We start from the raw sequence: 17,741 nt of genomic DNA on the forward strand, positions 1-17,741 counted from the left end.
GCTCCCCGGTTCGTTGCGCTTCCCTATGGAGCAGATCGCGGGCCAGCGCAACCGGCCCTTCAGGCGGGGCGGACCGGCGCTACGGTCATATCTGCATTCTCGAGCGCGGTGCGTACGCGCCGGGCGAGTTCGACGGCCCCCGGCGTGTCGCCGTGGAGGCAGATGGAGCGCGCCTCGGACTTGAGGATCGAGCCATCTACGGCGACGATTTCTCCATCGCGGGCAAGGCGCAGGCAGCGCTCGACGACGGCGTCGGCATCGTGGATCACGGCGCCTTCCTGCGACCGCGGCAGCAGCAGGCCTTCGGGCGTGTAGGCGCGGTCGGCATAGGCTTCGAGGATGAGCGGCACGCCGACGGCACGGGCGGCGCGGACCTGCTGGCTGTTGTCGAGAGCGAGGATGGCGAGCGAGGGATCCATGCCCTGGATTGTGCCGAAGACGGCTACCGCGAAGGCGAGTTCTTCGGCTGTCTGGTTGGCTAGAGCGCCGTGGAGCTTGACGTATTCGAGGGTGACGCCGAGCTCGTCGGCGATCCAGCGGATGAGAAAGAGCTGGGAGCGGACCTGGGCGAGGAGCTGGCTGAGGGGAATCACCAGGCGGAAGCGGCCGAAATGTACCTTGTCGGCATAGCCGGGATGGGCGCCGGCGCGCACGCCGCGTTCCTTGCAGATGGTGAGGATGCGGCGGATGGTGGGAGCATCGCCGGCGTGGCCGCCACAGGCGATCGAGGCGCTGGAGACAATTTCAAGCAGTTCGTCGTCGGTTTCCATCCCTTCGCCGAGATCGGCGTTGAGGTCGATCACGCTCACCGGTTTCCCCCCTCCGCTGCCAGCGCATGGGCCAGGGTAACCGGCTCGAACTTGACCGGCGTGCCGGGCCGCAATTGCGCGAACCTGTCCATGTCGGCGGAAATCACTGTCGCAATTCGCGGATAGCCGCCAGTGGGCTGATGGTCGCGCATGAGCACGATGGGCGTGCCATCGCCGAGAATCTGGATATCGCCGGGCACGACGGCGTCGGAGACCAGCGAGAGGATGCGGGCTTCGCGGAAGAAATCGCCGCCGTCGAGGCGGACGCCCATGCGGTCGAGGCGTTTGGAGACGCGGAAGGTGGCTTCAAGGAAGGCGCGGCGCATGGCGGTGGGGAAGAGATCGGCGTGAAGGCCCCATATTACGCGGATCGGCAGGCTTTGTGGCTCGGTGAGGATGTCGCCTTTGGGCGGCGATGGGCTTCCGGGCGCACCGAACGGGATGCGATCGCCGGCCAGCAAGGGACGGCCGTCGAAGCCGCCGAGACCTACGGTGCTGTTGGTCGATCTTGAGCCGAGCAGCGGGGGCACGTCGAGTTCGTGCTCAAAGCGGACGTAGCCGTAATTGCCCCAGTTGCCGGGGGCGATGCTGATGCGATCGCCAGGGGCAAGGGCGTAGGCGGCGTTCCAGAGGGCGGGCTTGCCGTTGACGATCAACTTGAAGTCGCCACCGCAGAAACCGGCGGAAGTGGTTGTGTCGACGGAGAATTCGATCCCGGTGGGCGTGAATTCGATGCCGGCTTCCCCTGCCCGTTCGAGCATCGCGCCGGCGGCGCGGAAGGCGCTGCGGACCATGGGGCCGGAGGCGGCTATGCCGTAGCGCAGGTTGCCGATGCGGCCCATGTCCTGGATGGTGACCAAAGGGCCGGCGCGGAGGATTTTCAGGAAACCGCTCACGATCCGGCCCTCACGAAGGAGATTTCATCGCCTTCGCGCAGGCGCGTCGGCGGGTCCCGATCGGGGACGAAATTGGCGAAGTCGGTGCGGCCTATGACGTGCCAGCCCGTGGGTATGGGTGTGGCGGTGATCGCGGTCTGCCCGGCAGCGAAGAGCACCGAGCCCGGCGGTACGCGCGTATGGATTTCGGCGCGCCTCGGGAGGTGCAGGGCTTCCGGGTGGAAGCCGCAATAGACGAAGCCGGGGGCGAAGCCCGTGGTCAGGACGCGAAGCACGCTGGCATTGTGTGCGGCGACGAATTCGGCGGGCGTCAGGTTGAGGACCTGCGCGACACTATCCAGATCGGGGCCGTCCTCGCCGCCGAAATGAACTTCGATACGATGCTGGCGCGGAGTCGAGGATTGGGCATCGTCCGTACCGGACAGCAGCAGGCGCAGTTCGCCGGCCAGCTTTTCCGGGACGACGCGGGCGGGATCGTAGCGGACGAGGACGGACACCAGATTCGGATCGATTTCCTCGACACCCTCGGGCGTTCGCAAATCGAGCCGGCGCGCGAAGGTGATCGCGGCGCGATTGGCTGCTTCACTAAGGGACGTGCCGAAGCGGATGAGGAAGGCTCGATCACCCAAAGGCATGAGCATGGGCAAGGGCAGAGGCGCATCCATGGCTGATCCTCGCATCGGTCTGGCAAGAAGAGATGAGTCGCCCCCACGGCGCCCCATGCTTCTCCTAGCACGGATATGGACAGAGGTGGCCACGTCGGCTAAACGCCTCTCTACTGGGTGGGTGGCAGAGTGGTTGATTGCTCCGGTCTTGAAAACCGGCGAACGTGAAAGCGTTCCGGGGGTTCGAATCCCTCCCCACCCGCCATCGTGGACAGCTTTCCCTTTCTGACGGTCGGCGGCCAGTCCATTCTAGCGGCCGAGCTTCCGCCCGCCCTTCCCTGCATCACCAATGGCATTTCGTCGGCCACGTCGTCTCTCGGGCGCGCATGAGCCGATAGTTTGGTAAATGCGGCGCTGCCGCGCGGTCGGATTAGGTTGAAAGGCCGAAGTCTGATACTATCTCCTTGAGCGGCCACTAGGCGGCTACCGTCTGCCCGAGGTGGGTGAGGCGAGCAACGAGTTAGGATAGTTTTTGCAGGTTCTGGTACGCGACAACAACGTCGATCAAGCCCTCCGTGTTTTGAAGAAGCGCCTCCAACGAGAAGGCGTGTTCCGGGAAATGAAGCGCCGGAAATATTACGAGAAGCCGTCCGAAGCGCGAACGAGGGAGAAGGCCGAGGCCGTGCGGCGCGCCCGCAAGAACGTGCGTAAACAGATGATCCGCGAAGGGCTGATCGCTGCACCCAAGCGCCCCGCGCAGGCTCAATCTCGTCGCCCGCAGGCGCGGCCCCAGCCCCTCGCGGAAATTTAGTTCACGACTTCGAGCATCCCAACCGTTACGGTGCGCTTACTGCCTCCAGATAGGACGCAGCCATCGAAGGTTTCCAGGGCTCGGAGAGGTTCGCGCTCCGGGCCCTTTTTTACCTGGAGAATTGATATGCCCAAAAAAGACCGGCAAGCCGGACGCCTCAAGCACATGAGCGGCGGCGGTAACCTCTATAGGGAAACCAAGGTCAAGGTGAAGAAGGCTGCCAGCAAGGGTGGCCGTCCGTAACCAACGGCGACCTCTTCACTGACGAGGTCACAGCAGATAGGCGGATGATTTCAAGCACGGTTATCCGCCTGTCGTTGCGGCGTTGAGGCAGTGGCATAAGTCCGCTTTGGCACATACCAAATGGATCGAAAATAATACTGCCTTGTTACGGGCGTATTTTTCGGCCATAATATTTCTACGTTTTCAGCCTCATTGGCTATCTGACACCCGGCTCGCCGGTTTTGGCTAACCCTGATTTTGCGAACGCTAAAACTTCTTCGCATGTTGCGGAGAGGTAACGTCTCTGCATGCGCGCATGCGGAGCCAGAGAAAGCTATGACATGACGAACGGCACCGTGAAGTTCTTCAATACGACTAAGGGCTTCGGCTTCATTTCCCCGGACGATGGCAGCAAAGACGCCTTTGTCCATATCAGCGCCGTGGAGCGCGCCGGTCTGACGACCCTGGCCGAGGGCCAGAAGGTTTCCTACGACCTCGAAAGTGGTCGAGACGGCAAGGTATCGGCGACGAACCTTCAGGCGCGCTAGCATCCACAATGCCCCAGGCGTTCGGCGGCGTCAGCTGCCGAGTGCCACAAAGGAGGATGCGTTTTGCCGATGGATTGGCGCCAAGACACCCCCGAGAACGGCAAGCGGCATCAGAAGCTGACGCTGTCGGATAATCCCGGTCTCAAGGACTATTTTAGCGAACGAGCCGCAGAAGACGCGAAGACCGAAAAGCTGCGCGCGCTGCGTCTTGCTAAAGAAGCAACGGAACTATCCGACAAACCCGCCGAGACGAAGACGCCCAGACAGTCTCCCAAGCGAGCTGCCCGACGTGGTCTCGGCAGCAGCTAGAAACAAGAGAATTACCACCCACAATCGGCAAGAGGCTTGGTCTCCTCGGTCTTTTAGGAGGAACCATGCATCATAAGCTCATCGCTGGTCAGGTAGTGGACATCATACCCGCGGCGCGGATTGCTAACTATCCAACCGGGCCCTGGACCATCGTGGGCGCGTTGCCTCTCGATGGTGAAATGCCCCGATATCGTGTGCAGTCGCACACAGCGAAAATGCAGCGGGTCGTCGGGGAGCGCGATCTGCGGCCCTCGGTGGCCGCAGTCCATGAGTTGCCGACGGACCAACGCCCCGTAGACCGAATAACCATCGGTCGCCGATGAATGATAATTTCGACTACGGCAAATCCGCCGAACTCTATTCTGGGACGGATGCCGTGCGGCGAGGCTTTTTACGCCATCTACGCTTTTCCAGCTCCGCCAAAGCCATACAGTTCGCAATAGAAGAGCTGCCGCAAGAGCTGCTGGCCAACGTTACTCTGGTTGTCAATCGTCAAACCTTTCGGGCTGTGGCCAATATCGGCCTCTACATGGCAGCCGCGTATCCGCTTTCGCGGACGTGTTGCTGAAGGCCCGCATCTAAAGAAAAGAAAAATGAGAAAACCTAGGAATTGGGCAGCCGAGCTCTATCTCGGTCGCGACCGCCCGACTGCGCTCGCATTGGGACCGAAAAGGTTCCGGTCGGCAGCGAATGCCATCCGTTTCGCCATCCAGCGAGCCGCGCCTGTGAGCCTTCGCGGCGCCATGCTGGTCGTCGGCCAACACGAGTTTGGCCCGAGTGAGATTGCGCGTTTCCATAGAGCGCTGGCCGCGTCGAATACATAAGCAAAGCGAGATTCGCATGAGTGATTGGGCATGGCGGCAAAGAGTTGCCGCCATGCTGCGGGAACGCGCTGACGGGAACACTGCGCTAGGCAGCGAGCTCCTGAACTTCGGCCCGGCCGTGCATCCTTCGGGTCGCCGCGGCGGGCGTGGACTTGAGGGTCAATGCCCAGAAGGCGATGGTCACGAGGCTGATGCCGGCGCCGGCGACGCAGACGCCGGTCCATCCGGCTGCGGCGTAGATGATGGTGGAAGTCGAGGAGCCGAGCGCGCTGCCGATCGAATAGAACACCATGTAGGCGGCCGTCAGGCGGCTCTGGGCTTCCGGCCTCACGCGGTAGATCATGGCCTGGTTGGTGACGTGGGTGGCCTGCAATCCGAAATCGATGATCAGCACACCCGCGATCAGCCACAGGATCGAGTGGTGCAGCAGCGCAATCGGCAACCAGGCGACCAGCATGAGCACGAGCGCGATGCCGGTCGTGCGCTGGCCGTATCCCGCGTCGGTCCACCGCCCTGCCCGCATGGCGGCCAGCGCACCGGCTGCCCCGGCAAAGCCGAAGAGACCGATTTCGGTGTGCGAAAGGGAGAATGGCGGCGCGCTCAAGGGAAGAACCAGCGGCGCCAGCAAAGTGGTGATGTTGGCAAATATCAGCATGGCGATGATGGCACGGATGCGGAGCACCGGTTCTTGGATGAAGAGGGTTCCGAGGGACTTGATGAGGCCCGGATAGGAGAGCCCGGTCCGCGGCTTTTGCTGTCGCGGGAGCGCGCGCCAGAGCAACAGGGCGACCGCGGAAGTGAGTATGGCGGAGACGATGTAGACGGCGCGCCATCCTGAGAGATCAGTCACGATACCGGCAACGCTTCGGGCGAGAAGGATGCCCAGCACGATGCCGCCGGTGACCATGCCGACGACGTTACCGCGCTCGGATGGTCGTGCGAGGCTGGCGGCGTAGGCGACCAGGGCCTGGGTGACGACGGCGAGGAGACCGACGACGGCCATGGATACCAGGAGCATGGTCGCGGACGTCGAAAGGCCAACGCTGATCAGCGCGATGACGGACAGGAGCGACTGGGCGACGATGAGTTTGCGTCGATCGACGAGGTCTCCGAGCGGCACCAGCAGGATGAGACCCAGGCCGTAGCCTATCTGGGTGATGCCGACGATGAGGCCGGCCGTGGCGCGGGACAACCCGAGATCGTCGGCCATCACGTCGAGAAGCGGATGGGCGAAGTAGACGTTGGCGACTGCCAGGCCGCTGGCCAGGGCAAAGAGAAAAATCCTGGCGCGGGTGAGCGGAGGCGGCGCATCGGCGGCGGATTCGGGCGCGAGCGCATTTGTTCGTGGCGCCTGCGGGCGCCGCGAATTGGTCAAAAACATTGCAAGCTCCAGATCGGTTTGGTTTAATAACGAAACCATCAATCAGGTAGCCTGATTGGTTTAATAATGCAACCATCATTTGATGGCGAAGCGAGCAAGGAGTCAGCGGTGGTCGCGCGAAAGAGCCTTAGGCAGGACTATTGCCCGAGTGCGCGGGCGCTCGACGTGATCGGGGATTGGTGGTCGCTGCTGATCGTGCGCGATGCCTTTGACGGGCTGACGCGTTTCGGCGCGTTCCAGAAGAGCCTCGGCATTGCCAAGAACATCCTGACCGAGCGCCTGCGAAGGCTGACCGAGAGCGGAATCCTGCAGGCCGTACCGGCCAGCGAGGGCGGTGCGCGGATGGAATATCAGCTCACTGCGAAGGGGAAGGATCTCTTCCCGGTTATCGTCGCACTCAGGCAGTTCGGCGAACTTCACCTCTTCTCGCCCGAGGAGGAGCATTCGATGCTACTCGAGCGGGCGACGGGTCAGCCGATCCGGCTGGAGGTCTGTACGCAGGACGGCCAGCCCATCGGGCCCGATGAGACGGTGATCCTCAAAGTGCAGGAACCGGAATAGCTACGGCTTGTGCGGCGCGGGCTGGTTGCCGATGGGTGCCAGGGTCTGGATTTCGTAGCCGTAGCCAGGGCCTTCATTGTCGCGTGCCTGCGCGCGGACATAGGCGCCGCGGTTGGTGCCATCGGGATAGGCGTTCGCCTGGTTCGCGGCCTTCACCTGCTGGCCCCAATTGGTCTCGGGCGATGGGGGCGCGGCGACGGCCGGAGTGCAGACAAGGCCGGCGGCCAGGGCAAGGGCGATGATGCGGTTCATTTCAGCCTCCTTGGGAGGGCTGGATCGTAGCTCCCGGCGAAAGCGCGCAGCACTAGTGCAAGCGGACTAGCTCAGGCAGATGTGATCATTCGGTCGATAGGCGCGGAATGGGAAGGCGCGTGCGGCGCGACCCGCTGTTCTGGCCGCATTTTCTCAGGCGGCCGCTGGTTCGAGCAAAACATTCAAGATTTTACTTGATCGATTGTCCGATGCTATTCTGCGGGGAATGGCGACAGATCCCTATATTCTTCAACTCTCCGAACTTGCCGACATTGCCCGCACACTGGGCCATGCGCACCGCCTGCTGCTGCTCGACCATATCGCGCAGGGCGAGCGGTCGGTGGAACGGCTGGCCGAGCTGACGCAGCTGTCGGTTGCCAATACGTCCCAGCACTTGCAGCACCTGCGGCGCGGTGGGTTCGTGGAAAGCCGACGTGATGGGAAGCGCGTGCTCTACCGGCTGGGCGGCGGGCCGATCGAGGCCATATTGGCGGCGCTGAGGGGCTATGCCGCGCATGGGCAGGCCGAGATTCGCGAGCTGATTGCCGATCCGCGCAACGGGGAGCACACGGCGATTTCCCGCGATGAATTGCTCGAGCTGCTGCGGTCCGGCGCGGTGACGCTGCTCGATGTTCGGCCGGCGGAGGAGTATGCGCTGGGGCACCTGCCGGGCGCGCTGAATGTGCCGACCGGCGAATTGGCCGAGCGGCTGTCGGAGTTGCCGCCCGGGCAGGAAGTCGTCGCCTATTGCCGCGGACCTTATTGCATTCTGTCAAAGACAGCCGAGAAGCTACTGACGGATAACGGGTTTCAGGTTCGGCGCCTCGTGGCGGGGTTTCCTGATTGGAAGGCTGCGGGACTGGCTGTCGAGGTCTGATAGGGCGTCGCGTAAACTTTTTGTCGACGACGATTGCGGGAACGCTTTTTTGTCCCCGGATGAAAACGCAAGGTTTACAAAGCGCATAGGATACTCCGCTCACTTCTAGACCGAGGAGGGAGTGCCGGCAGCCCGATAGAAATCGCAAGCTGGCCTGGCGTGATCAGAATGGACACACCCTCAGTTTTTGTAACCGTCTCGCTGGTGATGCTTGCGAACGGGCTTGCCCTTGGCGTTACCACCTCTTCCCTGCCGCGCTCGCTGCGTCCGGCGGCGATCTACTGGCAGATCGCCACGCTGATGATTGCGCTCGGCTGCCTGGTCTTCGCCTATGGGACGCTGCTGCCGGCCCCAGTCATGGTGACGGCGGCCAACAGCCTCCTCGTGCTTGGGCTCTACGGCTATTATTGCAGCCTGCGGCTCTTCCATGGACGGACGGTGCCGCCTTTGCTGGTCTTGCTGCCGGTGGCCGCGATGCTGTGGGTGCTGGTCTTCTCGGCGGTCTATCCCGATTTCAAGATTCGCGTGGTAGGGATGGCCGTGGTCTGGCTCGCCCTCATGGGCGGCAGCCTCTACGAACTGACCAGGAGGAGCCAGGAAGCGACCTCGGTCAGCCGCAGGATGCTGACGGGGATTTTCGCCTTTGCCATCGCGTGCGTCGTGATCCGCGCCGTCGGCTACCAGATCTCCAATGTCGATGCGAACTATGCACTGGTCACCAACGACAACTGGCTGAACCCGCTCTCGCCCCTCCTGCTGCCGCTGCTGCCGATCATCGGGACGACTGCGTTCATCCTCATGTGCACCGAGCGCCTGCGCCGGCAATTGCAGGTGGCGGCTTCGACCGACTATCTCACTGAGCTACCCAATAGGCGGACGCTCGCGGAGGCCGGGAAGGCGCATTACGACCGTGCGCGGCGGCTGGGACGCGGCTTTGCGGTGGCGGTACTCGACGTGGATGGGTTCAAGAGCATCAACGATGCGCATGGGCATGACGTCGGCGACCAGGCGCTGGTGCATGTGGCGGCGCGGCTGCGCGGGGCGGCGCGAGAGCTTGACGTGGTGGCGCGGACGGGCGGCGAGGAGTTCGTGGCGCTGCTCGATGACCTGGCCACGAATGAGGCTTTTGCGGCCGTGGAGCGTATCCGGGCGGCGGTCGAGGATGGGCATTTCGATGACTCGCGACGGATCCGGATCACGATTTCGGCTGGCGTCGCGGTGTTTCGGGCGGAGGACGATACGTTCGAGACCGTGTTGCGGCGGGCCGATGACGCGCTTTATGTGGCCAAGGCGGAAGGACGCAATCGCGTGAAGCTCGCGGCCTGAGCCGACGGGGCCGCTTGCGAACAAAACGCGAAACATGCCTATTGGACGGATCACCGTCCCTTTTCCGATTCGCCCCGTGATCGCTGCGCCCGCCTATCTCGATTCACTCAATGCCGAGCAGCGCCGGGCTGTCGAGTTCGGCGTGGGTGAAGGCGCCTCTGCGGGGCCGCTGCTGGTGATCGCCGGCGCCGGATCGGGCAAGACCAATACACTGGCGCACCGCGTGGCGCATCTCATCGTCAACGGGGCCGACCCGCGGCGCATCCTGCTCATGACGTTTTCGCGGCGGGCCGCGGCGGAAATGAGCAAGCGGGTGGAGCGGATTGCCGGCAAGGTGATGGGGACAGGATCGGGCGTGGTGGCCGATGCGCTGACCTGGGCGGGGACGTTCCACGGCATGGGCGCGCGTATCCTGCGGGAGCTGGCGCCGCATATCGGGCTCAGCCCGGAATTCACCATTCATGACCGCGAGGACTCGGCGGACCTGCTCAATCTCGTGCGGCATGAGCTGGGCCTTTCGGAGAGCAAGTCGCGGTTTCCGACGAAGGGCACCTGCCTTTCCATCTATTCGCGCGCCGTCAATGCGCAGACCGATCTCGACGAGGTGCTGAAGACTGCATTCCCCTGGTGCGCCATGTGGGAGCAGCAATTGCGGACGCTCTTCGGCGCCTATGTCGAGGCCAAGCAGCGGCAGAACGTGCTCGATTACGACGACCTGCTGCTCTATTGGGCCGGGGCGATGAGCAATGCGGCGATCGCCGCCGAAGTGGCCGGACGTTTCGATCATGTGCTGGTCGACGAGTACCAGGACACCAATCGGCTGCAGGCGGCAATCCTGCTGGGTCTCAAGCCGGCCGGCCAGGGCATGACCGTGGTGGGCGACGATGCGCAGTCGATCTATTCGTTCCGCGCGGCGACGGTGCGGAACATTCTCGATTTTCCCGCACAGTTCCAGCCGCCGGCGTCGGTGATCACGCTCGATCGGAACTATCGCTCGACGCAGCCGATCCTGTCGGCGGCCAATGCGGTGATCGGCCTCGCGGCCGAGCGGTTCACCAAGAACCTCTGGACGGAACGGCTTTCCAACGACAAGCCGCAACTGGTGACGGTCAAGGACGAAGCGGACCAGGCGCGGTATGTGGTCGAGCGCGTGCTCGAGGATCGCGAAGGCGGGACTGTGCTCAAGCAGCAGGCGGTGCTGTTCAGGACGTCGAGCCACTCGGGGCCGCTGGAGATAGAGCTGACGCGGCGAAATATCCCCTTCGTCAAGTTCGGCGGGCTCAAGTTTCTCGACGCCGCACATATCAAGGATATGCTGGCGCTGCTGCGCTGGGTGGAAAATCCGCGTGATCGCGTGGCAGGGTTTCGGGTGCTGCAGCTTCTGCCGGGGATCGGGCCGGCTTCGGCCGGGCGCGTACTCGATGCGATGGCGGAGGCCGAAGATCCGGTGGCGCATCTCCTGGCGCTCCCTGCCCCGCCCCGCGCTTCCGAGCATTGGGATGGGCTGCTGGAGGTTGCCGGGCATCTGCGCGCCAGGTCAGGCTGGCCGAGCGACCTGTACCGCGCGCGTCTCTGGTATGAGCCGCTGCTGGAGGCGTCGTACGAGGATGCGCAGGTACGGCATGCCGACCTGCTCCAGCTTGAGCAGATAGCGGCCGGCTATCCCTCGCGCGAACGATTTCTCACGGAGCTGACGCTCGATCCGCCGGACGCGACGAGCGACCAGGCGGGCGTTCCGCATCTCGACGAGGATTATCTCATTCTCTCGACCATCCATTCGGCCAAGGGCCAGGAATGGAAGTCGGTGCATGTGCTCAATGTCGTGGATGGCGGCATCCCCTCGGACCTCGGGACGGGCTCGACCCATGAGCTCGAAGAGGAGCGGCGGCTGCTCTACGTGGCGATGACGCGGGCCAAGGACCGCCTGCATCTCATCGTGCCGCAGAAGTTCTTCGTGGCGCAGCAATCGGCCTATGGCGATCGGCATGTCTATGCTTCGCGGACCCGCTTCATTCCGAAGGCTTTGCTTGAATTCTTCGACAACGTGATGTGGCCGGCGGTCAAGCCAGCCCATATCGAGGGCCTTTCGCCGCAGATCCCCAAGCTCGACATCACCGCGCAGATGCGGGCCATGTGGGTCAAGTAGCAATATTTCTGCAGTAATCCAGCGATTAAATTCGTTTGTTGAATGTAAAACAGCTTCCTATCATCGCCTCGGTTCCGAAGATGGCTGCGTTTCGCGGCCACCGTTTCGGCTTTCGGAGGCCCAAATGGACGCAACTGCTCCGACTCTTCTCGGACGCCCCTTCATTCGCCGCTGGCTGTTCTCGACCAATCACAAGGACATCGGCACCCTTTATCTCGTTTTCTCGGTGCTGGCCGGGCTCGTCGGCACGATATTCTCGCTTCTGATCCGATACGAATTACAGCAACCCGGGCTGCAGCTCTTCCACAACACCGATCTCTACAATGCCGTCGTCTCCGGGCACGGGCTCATCATGATCTTCTTCGTGCTGATGCCTGCGCTGATCGGCGGGTTCGGCAACTGGTTCGTGCCGATCCTCATCGGCGCGCCGGACATGGCGTTTCCGCGGCTCAACAACATCTCGTTCTGGCTGCTGGTGGCTTCGCTGGGGCTCTTTGGCATCTCGTTCTTCGTCGAGGGGCCGTCGGGCTCGACCGGCCATAGTGGCGGCTGGACGCTCTACCCGCCCTTCTCGACCGTGGGACAGCCGGGGCCGGCAGTGGATTTCGTGATCCTTTCGGTGCACCTCTCGGGCGCCTCGTCCATTCTCGGGGCGATCAACTTCATCACCACGATCCTCAACATGCGCGCGCCAGGCATGACCATGCATCGCATGCCGCTCTTCGCCTGGGCGATGCTGGTGACCGCCTTCATGCTGCTTTTCGCGCTGCCGGTGCTGGCGGGGGCGGTGACCATGCTGCTGACCGACCGCAATTTCGGCACGACGTTCTTCGCGCCCGAAGGGGGCGGTGACCCGATCCTCTACCAGCATCTCTTCTGGTTCTTCGGGCATCCGGAGGTCTACATCATGATCCTGCCGGCCTTCGGCATCGTCAGCCAGGTGGTGGCCACGTTCTCGCGCAAGCCGGTCTTCGGCTATATGGGCATGGTCTATGCCTTGATCGCGATCGGGGTGATCGGGTTCCTGGTCTGGGCCCACCACATGTTCACCGTGGGGCTCTCGCGCGACGTGCAGAGCTATTTCATGGCCGCTTCGATGGTCATCGCGGTGCCTACGGGCGTGAAGGTATTCTCCTGGCTGGCGACGATGTGGGGCGGGTCAATCTCGTTCCGCGCGCCTATGCTGTGGGCGCTCGGCTTCATTCTGCTGTTCACGATCGGTGGGGTCACGGGCGTGGTGGCGGCCGGTGCGGGCATCGACCATGTGCTCCACGACACCTATTACATCATCGCGCATTTCCACTATGTGCTGTCGCTTGGCTCGGCCTTCGCGATCTTTGCGGGGTTCTATTACTGGTTCCCCAAGATGAGCGGCTACCTCTACAACGAGCGGCTGGCGCAGGCGCATTTCTGGCTGATGTTCGTGGGCGTCAACATCGTGTTCTTCCCCCAGCACTTCCTGGGGCTGGCGGGCATGCCGCGCCGGTATGTCGACTATCCGGACGCCTATGCGTTGTGGAACATGGTTTCGTCCATCGGCGCCTACATTTCGGCGGCGGGGCTGGTGGTGTTCGTCGTCACCGTGATCGATGCCTATGCGCGGAAGCGCCCGGCAGGCGACAATCCGTGGGGCGAAGGCGCCACGACGCTCGAGTGGACACTGAGTTCGCCGCCACCCGTGCACCAGTACGATACCCTGCCCCGCGTCACGGCGCGGCAGAGCTAGCCGCTACGGCAGGAGAATGACCGAACCCGTGGTCCGACGCCCTTCGAGCGCACGATGTGCCTCGGCGGCGTCGGCCAGCGCGAAGCGGTGATTGATCGATACCTTGATCGTGCCATCGAGTACCGCCTGGTAGACGGCGGCAAGGCCAGCCCGATAATCCTCGGTCTTGCGCCAATAGGTGCCGCCGGTGGGGCGCGTGACGTAGAGCGAGCCCTTGGTCGAGAGGATGCCCAGATTGGGAATCGAGACGGGGCCCGAGGCATTGCCCAGGCTTACCATCAGTCCACGCGGCTTGAGGCAGTCGAGGCCGCCCACGAAGGTATCCTTGCCGACCCCGTCGTAGACGACATCCACGCCCTGCCCGTTCGTCAGCTGGCGAACGCGATCGACAAAGTCTTCGGTGCGGTAGTTGATGACCTCGTCGCAGCCATTGGCCCTGGCGAGAGCCACCTTCTCGTCCGAACCGGCGGTGCCGATGACGCGTGCGCCCAGGGCGTGGGCCCATTGGCAGGCGATGAGGCCCAGGCCACCGGCGGCAGCCTGGAAGAGGATCGTCTGGCCGGGCTCGACCTTGTGGGTCAGGAACAGCAGGTAGTAAGCCGTCGCGCCCTTGAGGCCGATGGCCGCGGCGGTTTCGTAGTCGATGCCGTCGGGCAGCGGCGCCACCCGATTGGCGAAGATGAGGCGCTCTTCGGCATAGGCGCCGGGGTCACCCTGGTAGGCGACGCGGTCGCCTACCCTGAAATCGGTGACCTCGGCTCCGACGGCCGTGACCTCGCCGGCAGCCTCGTTGCCGGCGACGAAAGGCAGGTCGCGCGGATAGAGGCCGGAGCGCTGGTAGGTATCGACGAAATTGAGCCCGATCGCGTGCTGGCGGATCCGGATCTGACCGGGGCCGGGTTCGCCGACCTCACGATCTTCCAGCTTGAGCACCTCCGGTCCACCGGTGGTGCGCACGATGATCGCCTTGCTCATCTCGTCAATTCCCCCTCAGGTCAACGTGTCGTCTTCGGCTTGCGCGGCGCCGACTTCGGCCGCGACTGCGCGCGGGAGGCCGGCGTGGATTTGGGCCTGGCCGCTGCGGCAGATTCCGCCTGTGCGACGGCGTGGCCATTCCCAGCCTCTACCTCGCCCAGCTCCCTGGCGTCCAGATGAGCGCCGGGGATTGTCGCGGCCGCCGCCAGGCGAACGCGGGAGGACTTGCGCTTGCGGGCGAAGATGTTGACTGCCTCGACGAGGACCGAGAAGGCCATGGCCGAGTAGATGTAGCCCTTGGGAATGTGGAAGCCGAGACCATCGGCCACCAGCGACACGCCGATGAGCAGCAGGAAGGCGAGCGCCAGCATCTTGGTGGTCGGGTGTTCGGCCACGAAGCGAGCCACGGGGCCCGAGGCCACGAACATCACGCCGACGGCGATGATGACGGCGGCGATCATGACCTCGACATGCTCGGCCATGCCGACGGCAGTCACGATCGAGTCGATCGAGAACACCAGGTCGATGGCGATGATCTGGGCGATGATGGCCGAAAAACCGGCCTTGGCAGCCTGGGCGATCGTGGGCTCGTGCGGCTCCTCGATCTCGGCGTGCATCTCGTGCGTGGCCTTGTAGATGAGGAAGAGACCGCCGCCGAGAAGGATGATGTCCTTCCAGGACAGCTCGAAGCCGAAAGCGGAAATGACCGGCTGGGTAAGGCCGATGATCCAGGAAATAACGAGAAGCAGGAGAATGCGGAAGATGAGCGCCAGGGATAGACCAAGCTTCCTGGCGCGATCAGCCTGCTCCTTGGGCAGGCGCGATACCAGGACGGAGATGAAGACTATGTTGTCTATGCCGAGGACGATCTCCATGACGGTTAGGGTTGCAAGGGCGATCCAGGCATTCGGATCGGTTAGCAGCTCGATCATCAAGGGCTCCATCCCGTTGGTACGAATGGCTATATTTAGGGTTGCACTTTTCGGCTTGAAAGAAGCACCCCAAAGGAAATTTCCAGCAGATGGTTTTTTCTACCCGGGGTGTAACTAGGGCATGACATGGCCGGCCGGTTTCTGGCCGGGCGACGGAACGGGTGCTAGCCTTCGGCAAACTGGCAGGAAAGGCGCGCGTTTCGATGGAATCCTTCAGCCCCATATCGGCCGCGGCAGGCGGCGTATTGATCGGCCTGGCGGCCGCTGTCCTCTGGCTCGGCAATGGGCGGATCGCCGGCATTTCTGGCATCTTCGGTCAATTGCTGCCGCCGGCTCGTACCGTGGTCTGGCGGCTGGTTTTCCTCGCCTCGCTCGTGATCGGAACCCTGGCTGCGTCCTATCTCGTCCCGGGGCTGGGCATAGGCGGTCCGGGTGGTGCGCCAGCGCAGTTGGTAACACCGGTCAATGCTCCCCTGCCCGCCGTCGTCTGGATCGCACTGGCGGGACTTCTCACCGGGTTCGGCACCAAGATCGGAAACGGGTGTACGTCAGGGCACGGCGTGTGCGGGCTGGCGCGACTTTCGCGACGCTCGTTCGTGGCGGTCGGGGTGTTCTTCGTCGTGGCCATGGTCACGGTCGCGGTTACGGGAATTGTTTGAGATGAAGTCCAGCGTGCAACCGACCTATCTCCTCACCTCAGCCGCAAGCGGCCTGCTGTTCGGCGCAGGTCTCTACGTTTCGCAGATGGTCAATCCGCTGAAAGTACTGCGCTTTCTGGATGTGACGGCCATTCCGACCGGCGGCTGGGACCCGAGCCTGGCATTCGTCATCGTCCCCGCCATTGCGGTGATGTTCATCGCCGTTCGGACCGGACGGCGGCGGCAGGCGCCGCTCTTCGACGTCGAATTCCATGAGCCAGAGTACCAGCGGATCGATGCGCCGCTGGTTGGCGGCGCGGCGCTTTTCGGGATCGGCTGGGGCATGTCGGGCATCTGCCCGGGACCGGCAATCGCGCTCATCGCCTTCATGCCTGACAATCTGTGGATTTTCCTTGTGGCCATGTTTGTTGGCTCCTATGCCGGAGCCTATGTGATCCCTTCGGGGCACGACAAACGATTGGCCATGGCGAGATGACGGAAATCCAGCGAGCACAGGCGGTAGTAGTCGGCGGAGGCCTTACCGGAATAGCGGCGGCGGTTGCGGCTGCCAAGGCGGGGCTCTCGACCGTGCATCTGGCGCCAAAGGGGCCAGTGGATCGCCGGACTTCCGCATTGATGATGCCGGCGGTGCGCTATCTGCAGGAGGCTGGGCTGATCGCCGAGCCAGCCGATGTCGGGCATCCGCTCAAGCAAATCCGCATCATCGATGCCACCAATCGGCTGCTGCGCGCGCCCGAAACGCTTTTCGACTGTGTCGAGGCAGGACTGCCGGCGTTCGGGTGGAATTTTCCGAACGTGAAGCTTACCGAGGCTTTCAGCCAGGCTTCGGCGCAATTGCCGAATCTCGTGACACGCGAGGTCACGCTGACCGGACTTGCGCCGGGTGCCGACGGGCACCTGCTGACGCTTTCGGACGGCACCCAACTCGTTGCGGAGCTGCTGGTGGGCGCGGACGGAAAGAAGTCGCTCGTTCGCGAGGAAGGCGATTTCCGGGCGCGGGAGAATGGTTTTACGCAGGCGGCGCTGGTTTGCGATCTTGAGCTGGGCCGGCCTATCGGCAATTGCTCGGTCGAGTTCCACTACCCGCAGGGACCGTTCACGCTGGTGCCGGCGGGCGGTAATCGGGCCAACCTGGTGTGGATCGATGATCGCGCCGTGCTCGATGAAGCGCGGGCGGCGGGCAACGAGGCGCTGATCGAGACGTTCCTCAAGAAATCGATGCGCCTTTTCGGCAGCATCGCGCTGGCGACGCCGACGCATGTCTTCCCGCTTTCGACGCTGACGGTGACCGAGGCGGGGAAAAACGGGATCGTGCTGGTTGGCGAGGCCGCGCATGCGTTTCCGCCGATCGGGGCGCAGGGGTTGAACCTGGGGCTGAGGGACGTGGCGGACCTGGCGGCGTCGCTGGCGGACCTGGCGGCGTCGCTGGCGGAGGTGGACGTCGGCGCGAACGGATGGGCGTTGAGGCTCAGCGATGATTACGCGGCGCGGCGGGCGCCGGATCTGGCGCGAACTACGGGGATCGTGGATGCGCTGTTCCGATCGCTGCTGGCAGAGATGCTGCCGGCGCAGGCGCTGCGGGCTGGGGGCCTCTGGGCGCTGAAGTCGATGCCGGGGTTGCGGCGGCAGGCGTTTGAGATGGGTATGGGGAATCGGTGAGGGCTGGGCGTAATGCCCCCAACCCCGGCCGCAGAGCCGGGGCCCACGGATATCTCCACTCTAGCGGCGCCGGGCAATGGGCCCCGGGGCCTTCGCTCGGAGAAGTTCAGTGGTGGGGAGAGAACGGGGCATCGAAGTGGGCCGGCAACACTGCTGCCGGCACTAGGCGTCCCACACCCTCATTATGCCGACCAAAAGCAAAAGGGGCGCTCCTGAGGAGCGC

The 17,741-nt window shown here is 63.5% G+C and carries 19 protein-coding genes and 1 tRNA gene; 13 read left to right on the top strand and 7 right to left on the bottom strand.

Annotated features, from left to right (window positions below):
• Positions 1–59: 59 nt before the first annotated feature.
• From JNE37_RS19860 to JNE37_RS19870, 3 genes are read right to left on the bottom strand one after another with little or no spacing between them, the layout of a single operon-like run.
• On the bottom strand, positions 60–809 hold the full coding sequence (locus tag JNE37_RS19860) for a 5-oxoprolinase subunit PxpA (RefSeq protein ID WP_203064545.1): 750 nt from the start codon (positions 807–809) through the stop codon (positions 60–62).
• Positions 806–1,705 carry a 5-oxoprolinase subunit C family protein gene (locus JNE37_RS19865; RefSeq protein ID WP_203064546.1) on the bottom strand — a complete coding sequence of 300 codons (900 nt, stop codon included), beginning with the start codon at positions 1,703–1,705 and terminating at the stop codon, positions 806–808. Before JNE37_RS19865 ends, JNE37_RS19860 begins: the two co-directional genes overlap by 4 nt.
• Positions 1,702–2,370 carry a 5-oxoprolinase subunit B family protein gene (locus JNE37_RS19870; RefSeq protein WP_203064547.1) on the bottom strand — a complete coding sequence of 223 codons (669 nt, stop codon included), beginning with the start codon at positions 2,368–2,370 and terminating at the stop codon, positions 1,702–1,704. Before JNE37_RS19870 ends, JNE37_RS19865 begins: the two co-directional genes overlap by 4 nt.
• Positions 2,371–2,485: 115 nt before the next feature.
• On the opposite strand from JNE37_RS19870, the gene JNE37_RS19875 reads away from it, so the two are divergent.
• The 5 genes from JNE37_RS19875 to JNE37_RS19895 all read left to right on the top strand — a co-directional run bounded on the left by JNE37_RS19875 (position 2,486) and on the right by JNE37_RS19895 (position 4,768).
• A tRNA-Ser gene (locus JNE37_RS19875) sits at positions 2,486–2,575 on the top strand.
• A gap of 267 nt (positions 2,576–2,842) precedes the next feature.
• Entirely contained in the window at positions 2,843–3,121 is a 279-nt protein-coding gene (gene rpsU, locus JNE37_RS19880; protein WP_203064548.1) for a 30S ribosomal protein S21, read from the top strand.
• A 563-nt stretch (positions 3,122–3,684) separates the two neighbouring features.
• Positions 3,685–3,891, top strand: a complete 207-nt coding sequence (locus JNE37_RS19885; RefSeq protein WP_035029279.1) for a cold-shock protein — start codon at positions 3,685–3,687, stop codon at positions 3,889–3,891.
• A 69-nt stretch (positions 3,892–3,960) separates the two neighbouring features.
• Positions 3,961–4,200: a hypothetical protein gene (locus JNE37_RS19890; protein WP_152571972.1), complete on the top strand. Its 240-nt coding sequence runs from the start codon at positions 3,961–3,963 to the stop codon at positions 4,198–4,200.
• Between the two features lie 319 nt (positions 4,201–4,519).
• Positions 4,520–4,768, top strand: coding sequence for a hypothetical protein (locus JNE37_RS19895; RefSeq protein WP_203064549.1), 249 nt, complete (start codon positions 4,520–4,522; stop codon positions 4,766–4,768).
• 341 nt (positions 4,769–5,109) lie between these two features.
• On the opposite strand, the gene JNE37_RS19900 is transcribed toward JNE37_RS19895, so the two are convergent.
• A complete protein-coding gene (locus tag JNE37_RS19900; RefSeq protein ID WP_203064550.1) occupies positions 5,110–6,405 on the bottom strand; it encodes an MFS transporter in 1,296 nt (431 codons plus the stop codon).
• Positions 6,406–6,513: 108 nt separating this feature from the next.
• On the opposite strand from JNE37_RS19900, the gene JNE37_RS19905 reads away from it, so the two are divergent.
• Positions 6,514–6,966: a winged helix-turn-helix transcriptional regulator gene (locus JNE37_RS19905; protein WP_203064551.1), complete on the top strand. Its 453-nt coding sequence runs from the start codon at positions 6,514–6,516 to the stop codon at positions 6,964–6,966.
• Here JNE37_RS19905 and JNE37_RS19910 read toward each other — a convergent pair whose 3' ends face one another.
• Entirely contained in the window at positions 6,967–7,218 is a 252-nt protein-coding gene (locus JNE37_RS19910) for a hypothetical protein (protein ID WP_203064552.1), read from the bottom strand.
• A 226-nt stretch (positions 7,219–7,444) separates the two neighbouring features.
• Between JNE37_RS19910 and JNE37_RS19915 the strand changes: the two genes are divergently transcribed.
• The 4 genes from JNE37_RS19915 (at position 7,445) to ctaD (ending at position 13,293) form a co-directional block, all read left to right on the top strand.
• Positions 7,445–8,095, top strand: coding sequence for an ArsR/SmtB family transcription factor (locus JNE37_RS19915; protein WP_182400356.1), 651 nt, complete (start codon positions 7,445–7,447; stop codon positions 8,093–8,095).
• Positions 8,096–8,263: 168 nt separating this feature from the next.
• Complete coding sequence (locus tag JNE37_RS19920; protein WP_203064553.1) at positions 8,264–9,421, top strand: GGDEF domain-containing protein; 1,158 nt, start codon at positions 8,264–8,266, stop codon at positions 9,419–9,421.
• Between the two features lie 79 nt (positions 9,422–9,500).
• Complete coding sequence (locus JNE37_RS19925) at positions 9,501–11,567, top strand: ATP-dependent helicase (protein ID WP_379125338.1); 2,067 nt, start codon at positions 9,501–9,503, stop codon at positions 11,565–11,567.
• A gap of 124 nt (positions 11,568–11,691) precedes the next feature.
• The gene (gene ctaD, locus JNE37_RS19930; RefSeq protein ID WP_203064555.1) at positions 11,692–13,293 is read left to right on the top strand and encodes a cytochrome c oxidase subunit I; all 1,602 of its coding nucleotides are present in this window, start codon (positions 11,692–11,694) and stop codon (positions 13,291–13,293) included.
• A gap of 3 nt (positions 13,294–13,296) precedes the next feature.
• Here the strand turns inward: ctaD and JNE37_RS19935 are convergent, their stop codons facing one another.
• Positions 13,297–14,268 carry a quinone oxidoreductase family protein gene (locus JNE37_RS19935; protein WP_035029261.1) on the bottom strand — a complete coding sequence of 324 codons (972 nt, stop codon included), beginning with the start codon at positions 14,266–14,268 and terminating at the stop codon, positions 13,297–13,299.
• Between the two features lie 20 nt (positions 14,269–14,288).
• Positions 14,289–15,200: a TerC family protein gene (locus JNE37_RS19940; RefSeq protein ID WP_203064556.1), complete on the bottom strand. Its 912-nt coding sequence runs from the start codon at positions 15,198–15,200 to the stop codon at positions 14,289–14,291.
• 203 nt (positions 15,201–15,403) lie between these two features.
• Here JNE37_RS19940 and JNE37_RS19945 point away from each other — a divergent pair, with 203 nt between their 5' ends.
• Genes JNE37_RS19945 through JNE37_RS19955 form a run of 3 tightly spaced genes read left to right on the top strand, consistent with a single transcriptional unit; the run spans position 15,404 to position 17,518 of the window.
• A complete protein-coding gene (locus JNE37_RS19945) occupies positions 15,404–15,859 on the top strand; it encodes a YeeE/YedE family protein (RefSeq protein WP_203064557.1) in 456 nt (151 codons plus the stop codon).
• Between the two features lies 1 nt (position 15,860).
• Positions 15,861–16,334 (top strand): DUF6691 family protein, encoded by a 474-nt coding sequence (locus JNE37_RS19950; RefSeq protein WP_203064558.1) that lies wholly within the window; start codon positions 15,861–15,863, stop codon positions 16,332–16,334.
• Complete coding sequence (locus JNE37_RS19955; protein WP_203064559.1) at positions 16,331–17,518, top strand: FAD-dependent monooxygenase; 1,188 nt, start codon at positions 16,331–16,333, stop codon at positions 17,516–17,518. The genes JNE37_RS19950 and JNE37_RS19955 overlap by 4 nt, the downstream gene beginning before the upstream one ends.
• Positions 17,519–17,741 lie beyond the last annotated feature (223 nt).

It is taken from the genome of Paradevosia shaoguanensis (genome assembly GCF_016801025.1).
Classification (GTDB): Bacteria; Pseudomonadota; Alphaproteobacteria; order Rhizobiales; family Devosiaceae; genus Paradevosia; species Paradevosia shaoguanensis.